Origin of the sequence: Brevibacillus sp. IT-7CA2 (genome assembly GCF_949767855.1) — a bacterium.
In the GTDB taxonomy this organism is placed as follows: Bacteria; Bacillota; Bacilli; order Brevibacillales; family Brevibacillaceae; genus Brevibacillus.
The window spans coordinates 125,382-141,664 of the sequence record NZ_CATKQT010000001.1 but is presented as its reverse complement, the minus strand read 5'-3'; the positions used below and the strand labels follow the sequence as shown (position 1 = coordinate 141,664).

Annotated in this window: 14 protein-coding genes; 12 read left to right on the top strand and 2 right to left on the bottom strand. The window is 45.2% G+C overall.

The window, feature by feature from the left end; all coding sequences use genetic code 11:
* Positions 1 to 59 precede the first annotated feature (59 nt).
* Both ACM6JA_RS00630 and ACM6JA_RS00625 read left to right on the top strand, forming a co-directional pair.
* Entirely contained in the window at positions 60 to 437 is a 378-nt protein-coding gene (locus ACM6JA_RS00630) for a winged helix-turn-helix transcriptional regulator (RefSeq protein ID WP_414850745.1), read from the top strand.
* Between the two features lie 257 nt (positions 438 to 694).
* Positions 695 to 847, top strand: coding sequence for a hypothetical protein (locus ACM6JA_RS00625; protein WP_414850744.1), 153 nt, complete (start codon positions 695 to 697; stop codon positions 845 to 847).
* Positions 848 to 916: 69 nt separating this feature from the next.
* Here the strand turns inward: ACM6JA_RS00625 and ACM6JA_RS00620 are convergent, their stop codons facing one another.
* Positions 917 to 3,991, bottom strand: coding sequence for an ATP-binding protein (locus tag ACM6JA_RS00620; protein ID WP_414850743.1), 3,075 nt, complete (start codon positions 3,989 to 3,991; stop codon positions 917 to 919).
* A 186-nt stretch (positions 3,992 to 4,177) separates the two neighbouring features.
* On the opposite strand from ACM6JA_RS00620, the gene ACM6JA_RS00615 reads away from it, so the two are divergent.
* Positions 4,178 to 4,576, top strand: coding sequence for an S-layer homology domain-containing protein (locus ACM6JA_RS00615; RefSeq protein ID WP_414850780.1), 399 nt, complete (start codon positions 4,178 to 4,180; stop codon positions 4,574 to 4,576).
* A 98-nt stretch (positions 4,577 to 4,674) separates the two neighbouring features.
* Here the strand turns inward: ACM6JA_RS00615 and ACM6JA_RS00610 are convergent, their stop codons facing one another.
* Complete coding sequence (locus tag ACM6JA_RS00610; RefSeq protein ID WP_414850742.1) at positions 4,675 to 5,049, bottom strand: hypothetical protein; 375 nt, start codon at positions 5,047 to 5,049, stop codon at positions 4,675 to 4,677.
* A 214-nt stretch (positions 5,050 to 5,263) separates the two neighbouring features.
* On the opposite strand from ACM6JA_RS00610, the gene ACM6JA_RS00605 reads away from it, so the two are divergent.
* From ACM6JA_RS00605 to cysI, 9 genes are all read left to right on the top strand, one after another.
* Positions 5,264 to 5,842 (top strand): TMEM175 family protein, encoded by a 579-nt coding sequence (locus tag ACM6JA_RS00605; RefSeq protein WP_414850741.1) that lies wholly within the window; start codon positions 5,264 to 5,266, stop codon positions 5,840 to 5,842.
* A gap of 129 nt (positions 5,843 to 5,971) precedes the next feature.
* On the top strand, positions 5,972 to 6,706 hold the full coding sequence (locus ACM6JA_RS00600; protein WP_414850740.1) for a hypothetical protein: 735 nt from the start codon (positions 5,972 to 5,974) through the stop codon (positions 6,704 to 6,706).
* 115 nt (positions 6,707 to 6,821) lie between these two features.
* Positions 6,822 to 7,391 carry a hypothetical protein gene (locus tag ACM6JA_RS00595; RefSeq protein ID WP_414850739.1) on the top strand — a complete coding sequence of 190 codons (570 nt, stop codon included), beginning with the start codon at positions 6,822 to 6,824 and terminating at the stop codon, positions 7,389 to 7,391.
* A 55-nt stretch (positions 7,392 to 7,446) separates the two neighbouring features.
* On the top strand, positions 7,447 to 8,007 hold the full coding sequence (locus tag ACM6JA_RS00590; RefSeq protein WP_414850738.1) for an SMI1/KNR4 family protein: 561 nt from the start codon (positions 7,447 to 7,449) through the stop codon (positions 8,005 to 8,007).
* A 34-nt stretch (positions 8,008 to 8,041) separates the two neighbouring features.
* A complete protein-coding gene (locus ACM6JA_RS00585; protein WP_414850737.1) occupies positions 8,042 to 8,578 on the top strand; it encodes a hypothetical protein in 537 nt (178 codons plus the stop codon).
* Positions 8,579 to 8,592: 14 nt separating this feature from the next.
* Positions 8,593 to 9,186: a class I SAM-dependent methyltransferase gene (locus ACM6JA_RS00580; protein ID WP_414850736.1), complete on the top strand. Its 594-nt coding sequence runs from the start codon at positions 8,593 to 8,595 to the stop codon at positions 9,184 to 9,186.
* 193 nt (positions 9,187 to 9,379) lie between these two features.
* Positions 9,380 to 12,508 carry an ATP-binding protein gene (locus tag ACM6JA_RS00575; protein WP_414850735.1) on the top strand — a complete coding sequence of 1,043 codons (3,129 nt, stop codon included), beginning with the start codon at positions 9,380 to 9,382 and terminating at the stop codon, positions 12,506 to 12,508.
* Positions 12,509 to 12,663: 155 nt separating this feature from the next.
* Positions 12,664 to 14,490: an assimilatory sulfite reductase (NADPH) flavoprotein subunit gene (locus ACM6JA_RS00570; RefSeq protein WP_414850734.1), complete on the top strand. Its 1,827-nt coding sequence runs from the start codon at positions 12,664 to 12,666 to the stop codon at positions 14,488 to 14,490.
* 33 nt (positions 14,491 to 14,523) lie between these two features.
* Positions 14,524 to 16,245 carry an assimilatory sulfite reductase (NADPH) hemoprotein subunit gene (cysI, locus tag ACM6JA_RS00565; protein ID WP_414850733.1) on the top strand — a complete coding sequence of 574 codons (1,722 nt, stop codon included), beginning with the start codon at positions 14,524 to 14,526 and terminating at the stop codon, positions 16,243 to 16,245.
* The last annotated feature ends 38 nt before the right edge of the window (positions 16,246 to 16,283 follow it).

Sequence of the window (16,283 nt, the reverse complement as noted above, 5' to 3'; positions counted from 1 at the left end):
GTAAGTACGCATATTTTTATGGTATAGTATTAAAAATCAAACCATTGGGGGATAAGCTGATGGGAGACCGAAGAAAGAAATATGGAATGAGTCCAGATATGCAAGCATGTCCGGTTGAAACAACACTGGATGTAATTGGTGGAAAGTGGAAGGGGATCATTCTCTATCAGCTCCTGAACGGAACGAAAAGATTCAATGAATTCAGGCGCCTCAATCCGGGAATCACGCAGTTTATGCTCACATTGCAGTTAAGAGAGCTTGAACGGGATGGAATCATTCATCGCGAAATATATAAAGAGGTTCCTCCAAGAGTGGAATACTCCCTTACTGATTTCGGAAGGACTCTGGAACCGGTCATTATGTCAATGAAAGTATGGGGCGAGTCTTATAAAGTGCGGCTTAATGAAAATCCAACGATACAAGAGGAAGAGAGTTAAAGGCAAGTTGAGCAGTAACCTAAGTAGTGGAGCAGGAATGTTTGGGTAAATGATCAGGGAGGGAATAGTTTAGAGAATAGATAGAATATTAAAGTGGGGAACAGTATGAAAGCGATCTTAATCGACGATGAAGAGTTGGCATTAAATTATTTGGAGCATCAGTTATTACATATCGGCGATTTTGAAATTGTTGGAAAGTTTACGGATCCGATGATCGGCAAACGTGAGATTGAAAAAATGAGATTGATATTGTCTTTTTGGATATTCAAACACCAAAGCTAAACGGTATCGAGTTGGCCGAACAGCTTTTGGAAGTGAAACCTCAATTACAAATTGTCTTCGTCACCGCATATGAGAGATATGCAATTAAAGCATTTGAGCTAAACGCCCTAATTGCAAGAACAGCCTAATCCGGCTATGACAGAATGGTATCAACTTTGGAAGCAGAAAAATAAGGAATAAACCAAGTGGCCTATTCCTTATTTTGGGATTTTGAAAGTGACGATCGTACCTTGTTCAGGTGAGCTATCAATCGTTAATCCCTGGTTATATAGTTGTTTTAGTCGCCGTTCCATATTTCGCAGACCTACGCTTGCTCTTTTTTTGCCATGCCTTGTTTGGCTGAAAAGTTGATTCAGAACTTCCTCTGTTATCCCTTCCCCATCGTCTTGGATTGAAACTTCGAAATACTCCTCTTTGTCTTTGATGTGAATCCAGAGTGTTCCCCCACTTGTGCGTTGCATTAAGCCGTGTTTGATTGCATTTTCGACTAGCGGTTGTATGGATAAGGGCGGTAAGCAAAAATCGAGATCAGGGTCCAGATCCCATTCCACTTGCAATCGATCGCCAAATCGTTGCTTCTCGATATACAAATAAGATCGAACAAGATCAAGTTCATCGTGAAGCGAAATAACGGGTTCAGAATTATGAAAGTCGAAGCTCAAACGCAAATAGTTGCTAAACTCTTCAAGCAGTGCCTGCATTTTCGTGAAGTCCTGGAGTCCCAAGGCGGCAATTGAATTTAATGCGTTAAATAAAAAATGAGGTTCGATTTGTGATTGTAGCCATGCTCCTTCCATACGCAAACGTTCATCGAAGGATATTTTAAACTCTGTTAAAGCTTTTACTCTTGCCTTTAATTCCCAAGCATCGACGGGTTTCTTAACATAGTCGTTCGCCCCTGCTTGAAAGCCGGTTACAATATCCTGGGAACGACTGCGCCCGGTCAAGAGCAGGACAGGCAGTTCTAAAACAGAGAAACGTTCCCGGATGATGCGTGTTAGTTCATAGCCGGATACGTGAGGCATCATGACGTCTGAGATGACCAGATCCACTGATTTACGTTCCAGTATGGACAGGGCTTGCTGAGCGCTGGTTGCCGTGTTTACTTCATATTGATCTGATTCAAGCATTTTGCTAAGGATGTTCAGGTTAATACTGTCGTCATCCACAACGATAATTTTTGCTTTTCTATTACTAGAAGAAACCGGTTCTGTCGATGTAGTGATTCGATCAGTCGTTGCAGCGGCCATTTCTAGTGAAGTCTGCATCCATGTCTGAGCGCTGCTTTCTTCTATTGGAACGGAATCTGTAGCTAGTGGGAGTGTAAAAGTAAAGGCAGAGCCTTTTCCCAGGGTGGACTGAACCGATAGAGTACCGCCGTGCAGCTCAACCAACTGTTTGGAAATATGTAAGCCAAGCCCGAATCCGCCACTTGCTCTGATTGAATTCAGTTCCGCTTGTTCATAAGGTTGAAAAATGGTTTGCAGAGCCTTTTCCTCGATGCCAACCCCAGTATCCTCTACTTGGATATGCGCAAATCCGTTAGACGTTGTCGCGCGAATCGTGATGGTTCCTTCATCTGTAAATTTAATGGCGTTATGCACCAAATTAAAAAGAATTTGAATCAGCCGGTTTTCATCTCCCCGAACAGAAGGAAACGAATCGTCTATTTCCGCTTTTAAAGCAATCGGTTTTCCGTCCAGCATCAGTCTCGCCATATCGAAAACACCAGCGAAGATAGACTGCAGGTTTAATTTTTTCTCATGCAGGCGAATGGTGTTCTCCTTTAATCGGGTTACATCCAGCAAATCATCTAGCATGAGCGTCAGACGTCTGCTGACATGCAGGAGAATATCCAGACGCTTTTTGTGTTCTTCATGAAGGGGATTGTTTGTATCCTCGATAATCGCTTGTGTGATATTGATGATGCCATGTAATGGGTTTCTCAGTTCATGAGAAGTATTCACCAAAAATTCATCCTTGCGCTTATCCTCTTGCTGTAATTTCTCAGCAAGATGTTTCGTCTCAGTCGTTGCCCGGAAAAATCGTCTAAACCAATATGCCGCAAAAGCAAGTATGGCAAAGATCAGGTTGAAGGGGTAGTGAACAATTTCTAAGCCTAATATGGCATAAGCTATCGTCCATATCACATTAACCCCTACAAACAAGCAAGCTAGCAGGAGAAATATAATGTCTTCCTTGTCCCGAATGGCTTTCCAGAGTATGTAGGCAGAAATAATGACGGATAGGAGCATCACGATAGAGAGTATTCTGCTCATAGCTAAGATAGTTCCAGCAGGTACAAGGAGGATGAACATGGCGTATAAGCTGCACAAGCCACCGAAACCTTGTAAAATCCTTCTGTTTAGATAAGCAGGAAGTAGATGATGAAACAAGGGAGGTATGAAGGCGACCGCACCAACATAGACGAGATACGTCAACTTAACTGTCCAATCATAATCGAACTGTAACCAGACAAATAATAACTTGTCATCGGCTGTTACCACAGTCAATATTCCACAAATCATGACCAAAGAGAAATATACCAAACCTTTATTTCTGGCACCTAAGAAGTACAGGAGCAAGGCATATAAACTATGGATCAGAAACACGACGAGTAATAATAGTTGCAAACTGATGGAGAGGATCGTCCGCATCTGTACAGCTTCTATCGTACCGAAGCGAATAGGTTTTGTGATTCCACCTGCTCCGGCATCATTGGAAACATGGATAAGAAACTCTACTTGGCCTTGTTCTGGTGTCAGTTTGACGGTATAAGGAATATTGCGTGCTTGATGCTCTATGAAGCTTGTTGCCGGTTGCCCCACCTGGGAGACTAATTTCCCATTGGCATAGATGGCCGAGGCAGTTCGAAGCTCATTGATCCTGATCCCAAGTGTCTGTTCCTGTTCCGGATCAAGCAAGATGCGTAGTCGATACGTGCCGAAGTGGAAGGAGTCCGGTATACCCTGCTCATGAACAAATGCCTCATCCCACCGATTGGGTACTTGGAGGTATGTCTGTCCCTTAGGTTTCTTCAGGCCGTTTCCCTCTATGAACTGAGAGGGAAAGAACTCCCATTCCCCATCCAACCGTAATGTTTGGTATTCCGAGAATTGCCATCCACGCAAATCAAGCACGCCTTGTACAGCCACTGGTTTTTCAGCGTAGTCAAAGGTGGTGAGGAAACTCATCCAGAGTAAGCGAAAGGCTGTTACCACTAGTAGAGCAACAACGATCATTTTCGTCCATTTCCAGGCGACTGTTTTCATTTCATTTCGTACCCTCAATTCGTAATAGTAGCAACCTCTTAAGCCCCCAATTATGGATGTAAGTCAGTTATTAGCAAGTTGAAGAACAGGTTGGCAAAAAACAATACTTGTCTATGTTTGGGACAATTTCATTATTTTCATAAAGAATAGTTTTCGACAAGATATTCAGGACACCTCTTAAAAACAATTGATCGGGTATTTAGAGCGAATGAAGCAGGACTGATGAACGGTTATTCGAATGGCACGTTCAATCCGGGAGGCGGAATCACGCGCGCGGAAATGGCGACCATTGTATACAAATATCTGGGGTTAAATGGAGACGGCATGCCGAACAACTTCTACGATGTACCAGCAGATCACTGGGCAACTCAGATTATCGCGGCAGTAAGTAAAGAAGGCTACTTGGCTGGCTATCCAGATGGTACATTCCATCCCCAAAAGACATTGACTCGAGCAGAAACGGTCACCATCATCAATCGTTTGCTGAACCATTCGCAGTTAAGCACGGTAATAGGACAAAGCTGGCCGGATGTACCTCAAACCCATTGGGCGTACAAAGATATTGAAGCAGCAACCAAAAAGTAAAGGGAACTCTCTTTCCTAATCCAAGAAGACCGGAGTGCATATTTTATATGCTTCTCCGGTCTTTTTCGATTACTCTCATAATCGCTACTTATGAAGATTCATTCACATATACTGGAATTCGGGAATGTCCCTTGCAGGTAGGAATCCCACAGGTTATTGATAAATTCAATATTAATCTTGTTTTCAAACGCCTTGGAAATCAGACCAAAGTCGTCCGACGCATACCCTGCCAGCTCTGAATTCTGGGTTATCCGAAAAGTTTGTTTGAACACAAATTCCCTAATTTCTCTGATCACAGTATTTTCAGAGGGGGCAATTTCATCAACTTTTTTGTGACTAGAACTCCATGCCGTATCAAATTCATCAGCATCCCTAGCGTCTAATTCAGCGTCCCAATCAACATCTTTATTGAAGACATTCTCTAAAAAACTGTCATTACTGATTATCGAAAGTATCTCACTCGCTGTTTTCAACGGAACCCTACCCCCTTCCATCATATACTAATGGGAATCACTTTGAAGGACAATGGGATCTCGGTCTTCGTCATCAAATTGGCCAAGTGTCTGCGTTAAAACGATCCTGAATGAGGGAAAGGTTGTGCTTGACATCATGAAGAAAAGATAGAATAAACTATGGATATCTATTAAATCAATTCAGCGCGTGAAGCGGGAAATAGGTGATCACCAAATGAGAGCAAACCGGATGGAAGCGTTCAGCGATGGCGTGCTGGCAATTATCATTACGATTATGGTACTAGAATTCAAAGTACCAGAAGGCCACGACTGGCATTCGTTAATCGAACTAAGTCCAAAAGTTCTTAGCTACATCTTCAGTTTCGTTTATATCGGCATCTACTGGAACAACCATCATCATCTGCTGCACATGGTTCGCACAATGAACGGGCGACTCATGTGGCTGAATTTGATATTGCTCTTCTGGCTATCGCTTATTCCGTTCACGACCGCGTGGATGGGGGAAAGCCAGTTTGCGCCCACTCCGATGGCATTGTACGGGATCATTCTTCTGCTTGCAGCGATTTCTTACAGGCTGCTTCAGCTCGCAATCATTAGCCAGCATTCTGGCGATTCTGCATTCGTAAAGTCAATGGGCAGAGACTGGAAGGTGAAAATATCTCCTGTTCTCTATTTGCTCGCGATATTGACCGCGTATGTGGGTCCATGGGTATCCGGCTTCTTTTACGTACTCGTTGCCGCGATCTGGATCGTGCCGGAAAAGCGAATCGAGCACATTTTGAGAAGCGAATAATTGGACCTGAGAAAAGTATGGGAAACGAAAAGAAGTCTCCAAACCGGAGGCTTTTTTTCAAGAGCTTGTCGTTACAGACACGTTTCTCCAGCCCTGCAACAAATTCTCGACAGGATGGGGTTGAAACAAATGGAACAAGAGCTCGTTGCCTTAGCGTGCGGGGTATGCAAAGGCGTATCAGAGCGCATAAGGATGGAAAGTGAGCTGTTTGATATTGCTGGCTTCGAAAATGATATGATGGAATGGTCAGATTACGAAAACGAAGTTCCCCCGTTGGATGAGCGCCATTGGCTGCGTTCTAATCGCCCGCCTGAGCGAGGTCAGGTTAGAACGGTGAAGGTCTCCCATCCTTTCCATATGAGGATTGGAGAACCCTTTTGGATAATGCACACTCCGGTACTCTCCAGTTTTAATGGATGGGATTCGCATCCCGAAGAGATTGAACAATCTTCTTTTGTACAGTGTTCCATTGAACGTGTCATTGAGCGGAATGAGTTTAAAGCTTGGTTGTGCGTAAAGATTTTAGATGTATGGATGATTCAGGATTACAACAAGAGATTTCCGGAAAGAGATGGAAGACAAGGTTATTTAGAGGGTTTTGAGATGTTTGGAGATCCTTACATATTCAACTACCAGAACTGGCTATTTATCAGTGCTGGTTCACAGGGGAATATCGGCGTATGGGGACTCGTAAAGCGAATAGATAGTCAGTACCATATGTTCGTATATGGAGATTGGGATTTTCATACGAATAATGCTTATGGAGGAAACATCCTACTACCTAAGGAGCGGATCGATGGATGGCTCAAGCAGGCGATGGAGAATAATCGTTTTGAAACGATTAGTAGTATGGTGAGAGAGTGAAAGAGGCTTAGGGGGTAACGAAAATTCAGGCAAAAAGTAAGTAGACTCAGGAAAGACCAATACTAAAATGGAAATAACAACCATGCATGAGAAAGCGATTTGAGGAGGCCATCTCGTGGGAAGATCATTCGCAAATTTGCATATCAAGTCGAAAAACTTGGAGAAGACCATCGAAGCATTAAGAGAGCTAACCGAAAGGCACCCCGAAGTACTAGGCAAGCCAAAAGATAAGGATCAAGCGATCAAAGTTGTCATGTACGTAAGCAAAAGCAACGAGAACTGGATCAGTGTGCTCCACGATTATTTTGTATGGGGCACGGTGAAGAAGATCGGCAAAGCATTGTCCCAGCTTACCGAGGAACCAGTGATGACAGCCGGATACATGAATGAGGAAATATTCGAGTTGTCGTTTTTCGAGAATGGAGACATCCAAGCCGAAAGAATCTTTTGTGAACAGTGGACGAGGGATGAATATGGACTCAAAGAAGAGCGTCTTCATGATGACTACCTGCGAGAAGCGTTGGATATCCGTAATGAGGATTTTGACGACTTCAATAGCATGACGAGTCCCTATCAAGCCGTTGATAAGTTGTCGGAAATCGTAAGAATGTCTTTATGGAGTGATGCGGAGTGGATACCACACGAAGAATCTCTCAGAAAACGATTCGAGAAATATGAATTTTGAAACGACATGAGCGTCTCCTTGCTATAAATATATGAAAAGTGGTGGTGAACCAGGAATGGCGAAAGACATACATCTGGGACAGCATCTTAAAACATATCCAAACGATATCACACCCGATTTTTTCTACAGTTACCCCCCTGCCACAGCGGAAGAAATAAACCTCTTAGAAAGCACATTAAACGTACAACTACCCATTTATTTTCGCAACTATCTATCTACATGGAATGGACAACAAGAGCATGTGCCTTTTATCGGCTACAACTCCTTTTTATCTATTCCAGCTATCATCGAAACATGGTCCATGCTGAATGACTTGTTTGAGGACGAAGAACAGGTGGATTGGATTGAGGAAGATCGAATCAAGCCTTTGATTTGGAGTAAAAAATGGATTCCTTTTACTGATTTTGAAGCATCCTCTCATCTGATTCTGGATTTAGATCCGGGGAGAAACGGCATCTCAGGGCAAATTTTTAAATATCACTCCGGTATGAGTTATCAAGAGGTGATTGCAGACTCATTTGAGGAGTTCTCCATTGAAATTTTAAAGAGGTTTCAAGGCAACCAATTTTTATTTACAGACGGTGTTATTTCGTTTGAGGATCATTACTTTGTTTGATCAACGAAGGAGCTTGCCATAGGAGGATGTACGCGTGCGAAAAATATGGAAAAGAAGAATTCTGATCAATAATCCTGTTGGGCTGGACCGGGTTCAGATCGAGCAGGATTTGCGCGACGGCAACCAAGTGATTGTCCAGTTCTCTCACCCGGAGTTTTATGGCTCCATTTTGGAGGAAGTGGATGAGCTTTGCGCGCGTTTGGATGAAAACTTCGGAGTGCGTTTCTATGGGCACTATTCTCTCTCGTTCGATGGACATACTCTCTTGCGGATTCCCCATGTCAAAATGCTGTATCTCAATAGTCTTACTCAGGCGCATAACACCGAAGTATTGGCCACACTGAAACATTTGCACAGTTTACACCTGGGCATATACGAGTTGGAGAATTCAGAGGTTTTGGGAATAGAAACGCTGGGCTCTCTAAGAGAATTATCGATTATCTCTGAGAAAAAAACTCTTAACCTGCAATATTTGAAAGAGTTCTCTCATCTGGAACAATTACATGTCGGGGGAAAGGTAAAAAACCTAGATGCGGTAGGCGAATTTTATATGAATAGAACGAATCGATAGGAGAGAAAGCATCCATGCATGATAAGCAAATTACAGCGCCAGACCACACGGCGGTTCGGGTCGCGTTGTGGCGAGCATTGCACGCACAGATCGATTCACCACCGCATGTGCTAGAAGACGAGATCGGTCTGCGACTAGCGGCCCCGGAAGAAGGATGGCGCCAACGCCCCGACATGGAACCAGAGAGCACTAGCGGATTTCGAGCATCTATTGTGGCTCGTGCACGCTTTATTGAGGATTTGGTCACCGAACAGCTCAGCCAAGGCGTCACCCAGTACCTCACCAAGGATGCGATTGTGGCAACGTTGCGCCAAGCAGCGACGCTTGCTCCAGGCTCCACGCTGGCTATGACGTTTCTGCTCCCCTTTAACCTCACAGAAACCGAGGAGCGTCCTGAGGTTGAAGAGGCGGAAAAGGGAGCGCGAGCAAGCGGCACGCCTTTCATCAGCTTCTTCCAACCACCGGAGATGCTGGCACTGGCCCGCGAAGCTGGTTTTCGAGAAGTCCAGCATGTATCCTCGGCAGAACTAAACCAGCGCTACTTCACTGGCCGCACCGATGGACTTTCGCTGCCAAGCGGAGAAGAGTTCCTAATAGCCACTATATGACTTGGTAGGGGCGTATATGAGCCGGAATCGGTCGCTATTCATAGAAAAACTGCATTTGATAAGCTACGGTATTCCTAGATAACCGTAGCTTTTTCCATGGCAACTGTATTTCTCTGTCACACCCTATGTGGTAAATTGTGGATAGATTCTGTTTGAATGTCATAGAAGAAAATGACTAGGAGAGGAATACTTCTTGGCAAATCATACACCCAAATACCAAATGAAAAAGAGCCATATCCTACTATTACTCGGGCTATTAGTAATCATCTTATCCGGTGCGCGTATTTTGTGGATGGAATCGTTTCGTGATCAACAAGCGGACATTAAGAATGGGCAATTCGATTTGCGTGATTGGAATGCAGAAGATGGCGACACTCTCTTACTCGATGGAGAGTGGGAGTTTTATCCCTCCCAATGGTTGATGGATGGCAGACGGCAACAAGGAATAGACGAGAAGGAGCCAGCTCTTATTCAGGTTCCGGGAAGATGGAATGAAGCTTTGCATGCAGACAAGTCAACTCCCTATGGATTTGCTTCTTATCGCTTGCGTCTGTATGTAAATCCGGAAAAGGACCTGAATTATAGTATTCGTGTACCCAGCGTGCGCACGGCATCGGAATTATACGTAAACGGCCGTTTGCTTGCTAAATCGGGGCGGGTGGGCGAATCGGAGGATGAATATATTGCGAAGAATCTGCCTTATTCTTCAACCTTTACGGCAGACGAAAACGGTGTAATCGAAATCGTCATTCAGGCGGCAAATTATGTGGATGGTCGAAGCAGCGGCATTGTTCGATCCATTAAATTTGGTTCAGAAGAAGCCATTGCAAAGGAAATAAAAGTCTCCGTTTCTACGCAGCTTCTGGCAGCCATGATATTTTTAATACATTCTGTTTATGCGTTTATTTTATTTTTACTAGGAGATAAGAAAAAGAATCTGCTGTATTTTTCTTTGCTGACATTATGCATAGCGCTTACTAGCGTGTTAAGCAACGATGAGAAGTTGTTCCACCAATTATATTACATCGGCATTGATTGGGATTTCCGGTTAGCGAATATTGCCCTCGTCATTGGGGCCTACGCTTTGTTGGAGTGTATGAATCATCGCGAACTCCCTTATTGGAGCAGGATGTATCCTGTATACAAGGTGATGAATTTTGGGATTGCTGGCATTACGTTGTTTTTAGACCCTGATCAGGTGACGATGCTCTTTCCGGTTTATTTTCTAGTGGTCGGTATAGCCGCAGTGATCACGTTGATTTCCATCTTTAAAAAATTGATCAAAGACATCATGAGCAATCTTTTACTGCTTTTTTCTTTTCTTGCATTGCTTCACCATTTTATTTGGTCGTTAATTTGGCGGGAAAGCGGCTTGAGTCTTGTCTATTATCCATTTGATCTGATTATTTCGATGGGGTGCTTAGCCACTGTGTGGTTTAAGGGTTATTTCATCATGCATGCCAACACAAAAGAGATTGCTGCAACCTTGCAAAGAATGAATGATCATAAGGATCAATTTCTGGCCAACACTTCACATGAATTTAAAAATCCGCTACATAGCATTCTGAACATGTCCCAATCCGTTTTAAATAGGGAACGACATTTGTTGCAGGAAAGGAGTATCAAAGAGCTTGAAACAGTTTTATCTGTAGGACGACGGCTGACTTTGATATTAAATGATTTGATTGATGTGATGAGTTTACAGGAAGGCAACCCGCGCCTACAGAAAAAAGCCATATGGATTCAGCCCATCATGACCGGGGTACTTGATATGATGCAATTTAACGCAGAAGTAAAGTCTGTAGAAATCGTAAATCAAATCTCTGAAGATTTTCCTCCCGTACACGCGGATGAGAACCGGGTGATTCAAATCGTTTTCAATTTACTTCACAATGCTGTGAAATATACGAATGAAGGGATCATTTCCATTCAAGCTTTTACGAAGGACGGAAGAGCTTTTATTGTGATTCATGATACAGGGATTGGAATGGATGAGGACATGCAAAAGCGCCTGTTCCGTCCGTACGAGCAAGCCAGCTCGAGCGAGACCATGATTGAAGGTGGCTTTGGGTTAGGTCTGAGTATAAGCAAGCAGCTGGTTGAGCTCCATGGAGGTACGTTGGATGTGTCCTCAGCCTTAGGGAAAGGCTCAACATTTACATTTTCGTTAAAGCTGGCACATGGGGAAGCGGAGGAAGAGGTAGCTGTTTCTCGTTCATTCGAACCGGTAGTCGTACAATCTATCCCTTCGGCTACGAAACCAACAACTCTATTAGACGTGAATCGCGATCGTCCGCGCCTATTAATTGTGGATGATGACCCTGTTAACCTTCAGGTGCTGGAAGCTATACTACCTCCAGACGAATATGAAGTAACAATGGTGACGAGCGGAAAAGAAGCGTTGGCTATTCTGGATACAAAGGAATGGGATCTCGTTATTTCCGATATTATGATGCCGCAGATGTCCGGTTATGAGCTGACACGAATGATTCGCGAGCGGTTTACACTCACGGAGCTCCCTGTTTTGCTCCTTACTGCAAGAAGCCAACCAAAAGATATTCAAAGTGGTTTTTTAGCGGGAGCAAACGATTATGTGACCAAACCAGTGGAAGGAATGGAAATAAAACCGCGGATTGAGGCGCTAACTACGATTAAACAATCCGTTCGGGAACAACTGCGATTAGAAGCTGCGTGGCTGCAAGCGCAAATCCAGCCTCATTTTTTATTTAATGCGTTGAGTGCTGTAACGGCTTTAAGTGACATTAATTTGGATAAGATGCGTGATTTGCTTTACGAGTTTAGCAATTTTCTGAGGAATAAATTCAGATTTGAAGATATGGACGGGCTTGTTCCGATCGAAACGGAGCTAAGTCTGGTGCGCTCTTACCTATATATTGAAAAGGTCCGGTTTGAAGAAAGGCTACAGGTTGTTTGGGAGATAGATGACTGTGAGGATGTAAAAATTCCCTTTCTTACGATCCAGCCTCTCGTTGAAAATGCGATCAAACATGGTGTGATGAACCGCATTCGTGGGGGGGAAATTAAGATTCGAATTTCTGTCCAGGAAACTCATGCAGAAATAGCCGTTGAAGACGATGGGATCGGAATGGACGAAGATCAAGTCCAACAACTATTAGAAAGAAAAGCAGATAGCAGTTCAGGAGTCGGATTGATCAATACGGATCAGCGATTAAAACGACACTTCGGAACAGGATTGCTTATCGAAAGTACGGTAGGTACAGGGACAAAGGTAACTTTTCATGTACGTAACAAGTTGAATAGCAAGAATATGAGTCAAAAACACCCCGGTTCCTTATCTTAGGATCGGGGCTCTTTGTTGTTTTCCAATGATTAGTAAAACTTATGATGACAATAACGAATTCCAATTGCTCGGGTTCTACTCGCTGTGGTAGCTTAAAGTAAATAATCATATAAGATTACTCGGAATTAATTTTTTCTCGTGTGAGGTGTATATCGTTGGTACTTAAGGTGACAGACAGTCCTTTCAGTCAGGAACAAGTAGAGCTCCTAAATCGGTTGCTGCCCACGCTTTCGGAGGTGCAAAAGGTTTGGCTGAGCGGGTATCTTGCAGCTCTTCACAAAGTAGAAGCACCGATGGCCGCTGGGTTTCAAGCCATTTCAGCTGCGAATGGGGCAGTCATTTCCAAAGAGGTGACAGTGCTTTTCGGATCTCAGTCCGGGAATAGCCAAAAGTTGGCCAAGGAGCTGACCGGAAAGCTTCAGGAGCATGGCTTCCACGTAACTCTTTCCTCCATGAGCGACTTCAAGACGAATGCGTTGAAAAAGGTTGAAAACCTGCTTGTTGTGGTAAGCACACACGGGGATGGTGAACCACCGGACAACGCGATCTCCTTCCATGAATTCCTGCACAGCAAAAGAGCGCCGCAATTGGTTGGCCTGCGGTTTTCCGTACTGGCATTGGGCGACACCTCATATGAATTGTTCTGCCAAACCGGCAAAGAGTTCGACAAGCGGTTGGAAGAGCTCGGCGGCAAGCGCCTTACTCCCCGGGTGGATTGCGATGTGGATTACGACGAGCAAGCCTCTGAATGGATGGATCAGGTCTTGGCTTCTCTCAGTGAAACTTCGGCAACTCAGGTTGCTGCTGCAAGCGCAGTCGTGGGCGGTGCAGTGATCAGGACAGGGTCACAGACCGAATATTCACGGTCGAATCCGTTTCAGGCTGTGGTCTTGGAGAACTTGAATCTGAACGGACGGGGATCAGATAAGGAAACCCGCCACCTGGAAATCTCCCTTGAGGGTTCCAATCTCGAGTATGAACCGGGAGATTGTTTGGGGATCTATCCTAAAAATCATCCTGACCTTGTCCGTGAGTTGATTGACACGATGGGCTGGAAGACGGAAGAGCTCGTTCCTATTCATAAAAACGGGGAAGAGCGCACGTTGGAAGAGGCCTTGTCCAGTCATTTTGAAATCACTGTTCTCACCAAGCCTCTCTTGGAACAAGTAGTAAAGCTATCATCAGGAAACGGGTTGCAGGAATTGCTCGCGGAAGGGCAGGAGCAAAAGCTTCGCGATTATGTTCGAAATCGGGATTTGCTAGACCTGGTGGAGGACTACGATTTGAAGGGCGTGCCTGCCAAAGAATTTGTCTCCATCTTTAGAAAGCTGCCGCCGCGTCTCTATTCGATCTCAAGCAGCTTAAAGTCCTACCCAGACGAAGTTCATCTGACAATTCGCAATGTTCACTATCAGGCTCATGGGCGTGAGCGGTACGGCGTTTGTTCGAGCTATATCGCGGATCGTTTGGAGACGGGTGATACGCTGCCAGTATTTGTGCAGCATAACCCCAACTTTAAGCTTCCGGCTAACCCGGACACTCCGCTGATCATGATTGGTCCTGGCACGGGTGTCGCTCCATTCCGCGCTTTTTTGGGAGAGCGGGAGGAGCTTGGGGCGACGGGCAAGACATGGCTTTTCTTTGGCGATCAGCATTTCTCCACGGATTTTCTCTATCAGCTCGAATGGCAGCGTTGGCTCAAACAGGGCGTACTGACGCATATGGATGTCGCGTTCTCTCGAGATACAAGCGAAAAGGTGTATGTTCAGCACCGGATGCTTGAGAAGAGCAAGGAGCTTTACCAATGGCTACAGGCTGGGGCGCATGTATACGTATGCGGAGATGAGAAGAAGATGGCGCATGATGTTCAAGCAGCCTTGGTCACCATTCTCCAAAAAGAGGGCGGACTCGATTCAGAGGAAGCCGTTGCGTATATGAAACGGATGCAGCAGGAAAAACGCTATCAGCGAGATGTCTACTGATTTTCGAGAAAGAATGAGAGGGGAGATGAAACCATGTCAGAAAATCATTTACTTTCGCCAAACAGTGCTCCTCATAGCGATGTAGAGGACATTAAACGCAAAAGCGATTACTTGCGGGGAAGTCTGACGGAAACGCTGGAAGACAGGATTTCTGGGTCCATCCCTGAGGACGATAACCGCCTGATGAAATTTCATGGCAGCTACATGCAGGATGACCGGGATCTTCGCAACGAACGGAGCAAACAGAAGCTGGAGCCAGCCTATCAATTCATGGTGCGTGTGCGTGCCGCTGGTGGCGTTGTCACACCAGAGCAATGGCTCATGATGGACGATATCGCCCAGCAGTTTGCGAATGGAACGATTCGCCTGACGACTCGTCAGTCTTTTCAACTCCATGGTGTGATTAAGTGGAATATGAAGCAGGTGATTCAAGAAGTAAACGAAGCCTTGTTAAGTACACTGGCTGCCTGTGGGGACGTTAACCGCAACGTCATGTGCAATCCGAATCCGTACGAGTCGGAAGTTCATCAAGAGGTTTACGAATGGGCCAAAAAAATAAGCAATCATCTCGACCCCCGGACCCGCGCCTATCATGAAATCTGGCTGGATGAAGAAAAGGTTGTCGACAGTCGGGATGGGGTAGAACAAGAACCGATCTATGGGCCTGTCTATTTGCCTCGTAAGTTTAAGATCGGCATCGCCGTACCGCCAGCCAACGATGTTGACGTGTTTTCTCAGGATTTAGGCTTTATCGCTATTCATGAGGAAGGTCGACTGCTGGGCTTCAACGTTGCAGTCGGAGGCGGAATGGGAATGACCCACGGCGATCCCACAACGTATCCGCAGGTGGCGCGGGTGATCGGCTTCGTCACGCCGGAGCAAGTATTGGATGTCGCCGAGAAAACGGTCATGATCCAGAGAGACTATGGAGATCGCGCAGTGCGGAAGCACGCTCGGTTCAAATACACAATCGACGACCGCGGTATCGAATGGTTTATCCATGAACTGGAACAACGACTGGGCTGGGAGCTGGAGAAGGCACGTTTCTATCACTTCGAGCATAATGGCGATCGCTACGGCTGGGTGAAAGGGAGTGACGATAACTGGCATTTTACCCTTTTCATTCAGAATGGCCGTGTAAAAGACGAGGACAACTACCTCCTGAAGTCCGGCCTACGGGAGATTGCCAAGGTGCATACGGGGGATTTCCGCTTGACGCCGAATCAGAATCTCCTCATTGGGAATGTCACCAGCGAAAAGAAGCCGGAAATTGAGAAGATCATTCAAGCATACGGGCTCACCGATGGAACTTCCTATTCTGCGCTGCGGAAAAACTCCATGGCTTGTGTTTCGTTGCCGACTTGCGGACTCGCGATGGCTGAGGCAGAGCGTTATTTGCCTACACTGCTGGATAAGATCGAGCTGATCTTGGATGAGGCGGGTTTGCGCGATGAGGAGATCGTCATTCGCATGACAGGATGCCCAAATGGATGCGCAAGACCCGCACTCGCAGAAATCTCTTTTATTGGGAAGGCTGTCGGTAAATACAACATGTATTTGGGAGGCGGTTTTTCCGGCAATCGATTGAACAAGCTATATCGTGAAAACATCGGGGAAGCAGAAATACTGAATGAGCTGCGGCCGATCTTAAATCGGTATGCGAAGGAACGTGAGGAAGGCGAACATTTCGGAGATTTCGTCATTCGGGCAGGGTATGTGAAAGAAGTAAGGTCGGGCCTCGATTTTCATGAGTAGTACGACATAGCATTCAGGGATGCGCAAAGAGCCCGCGT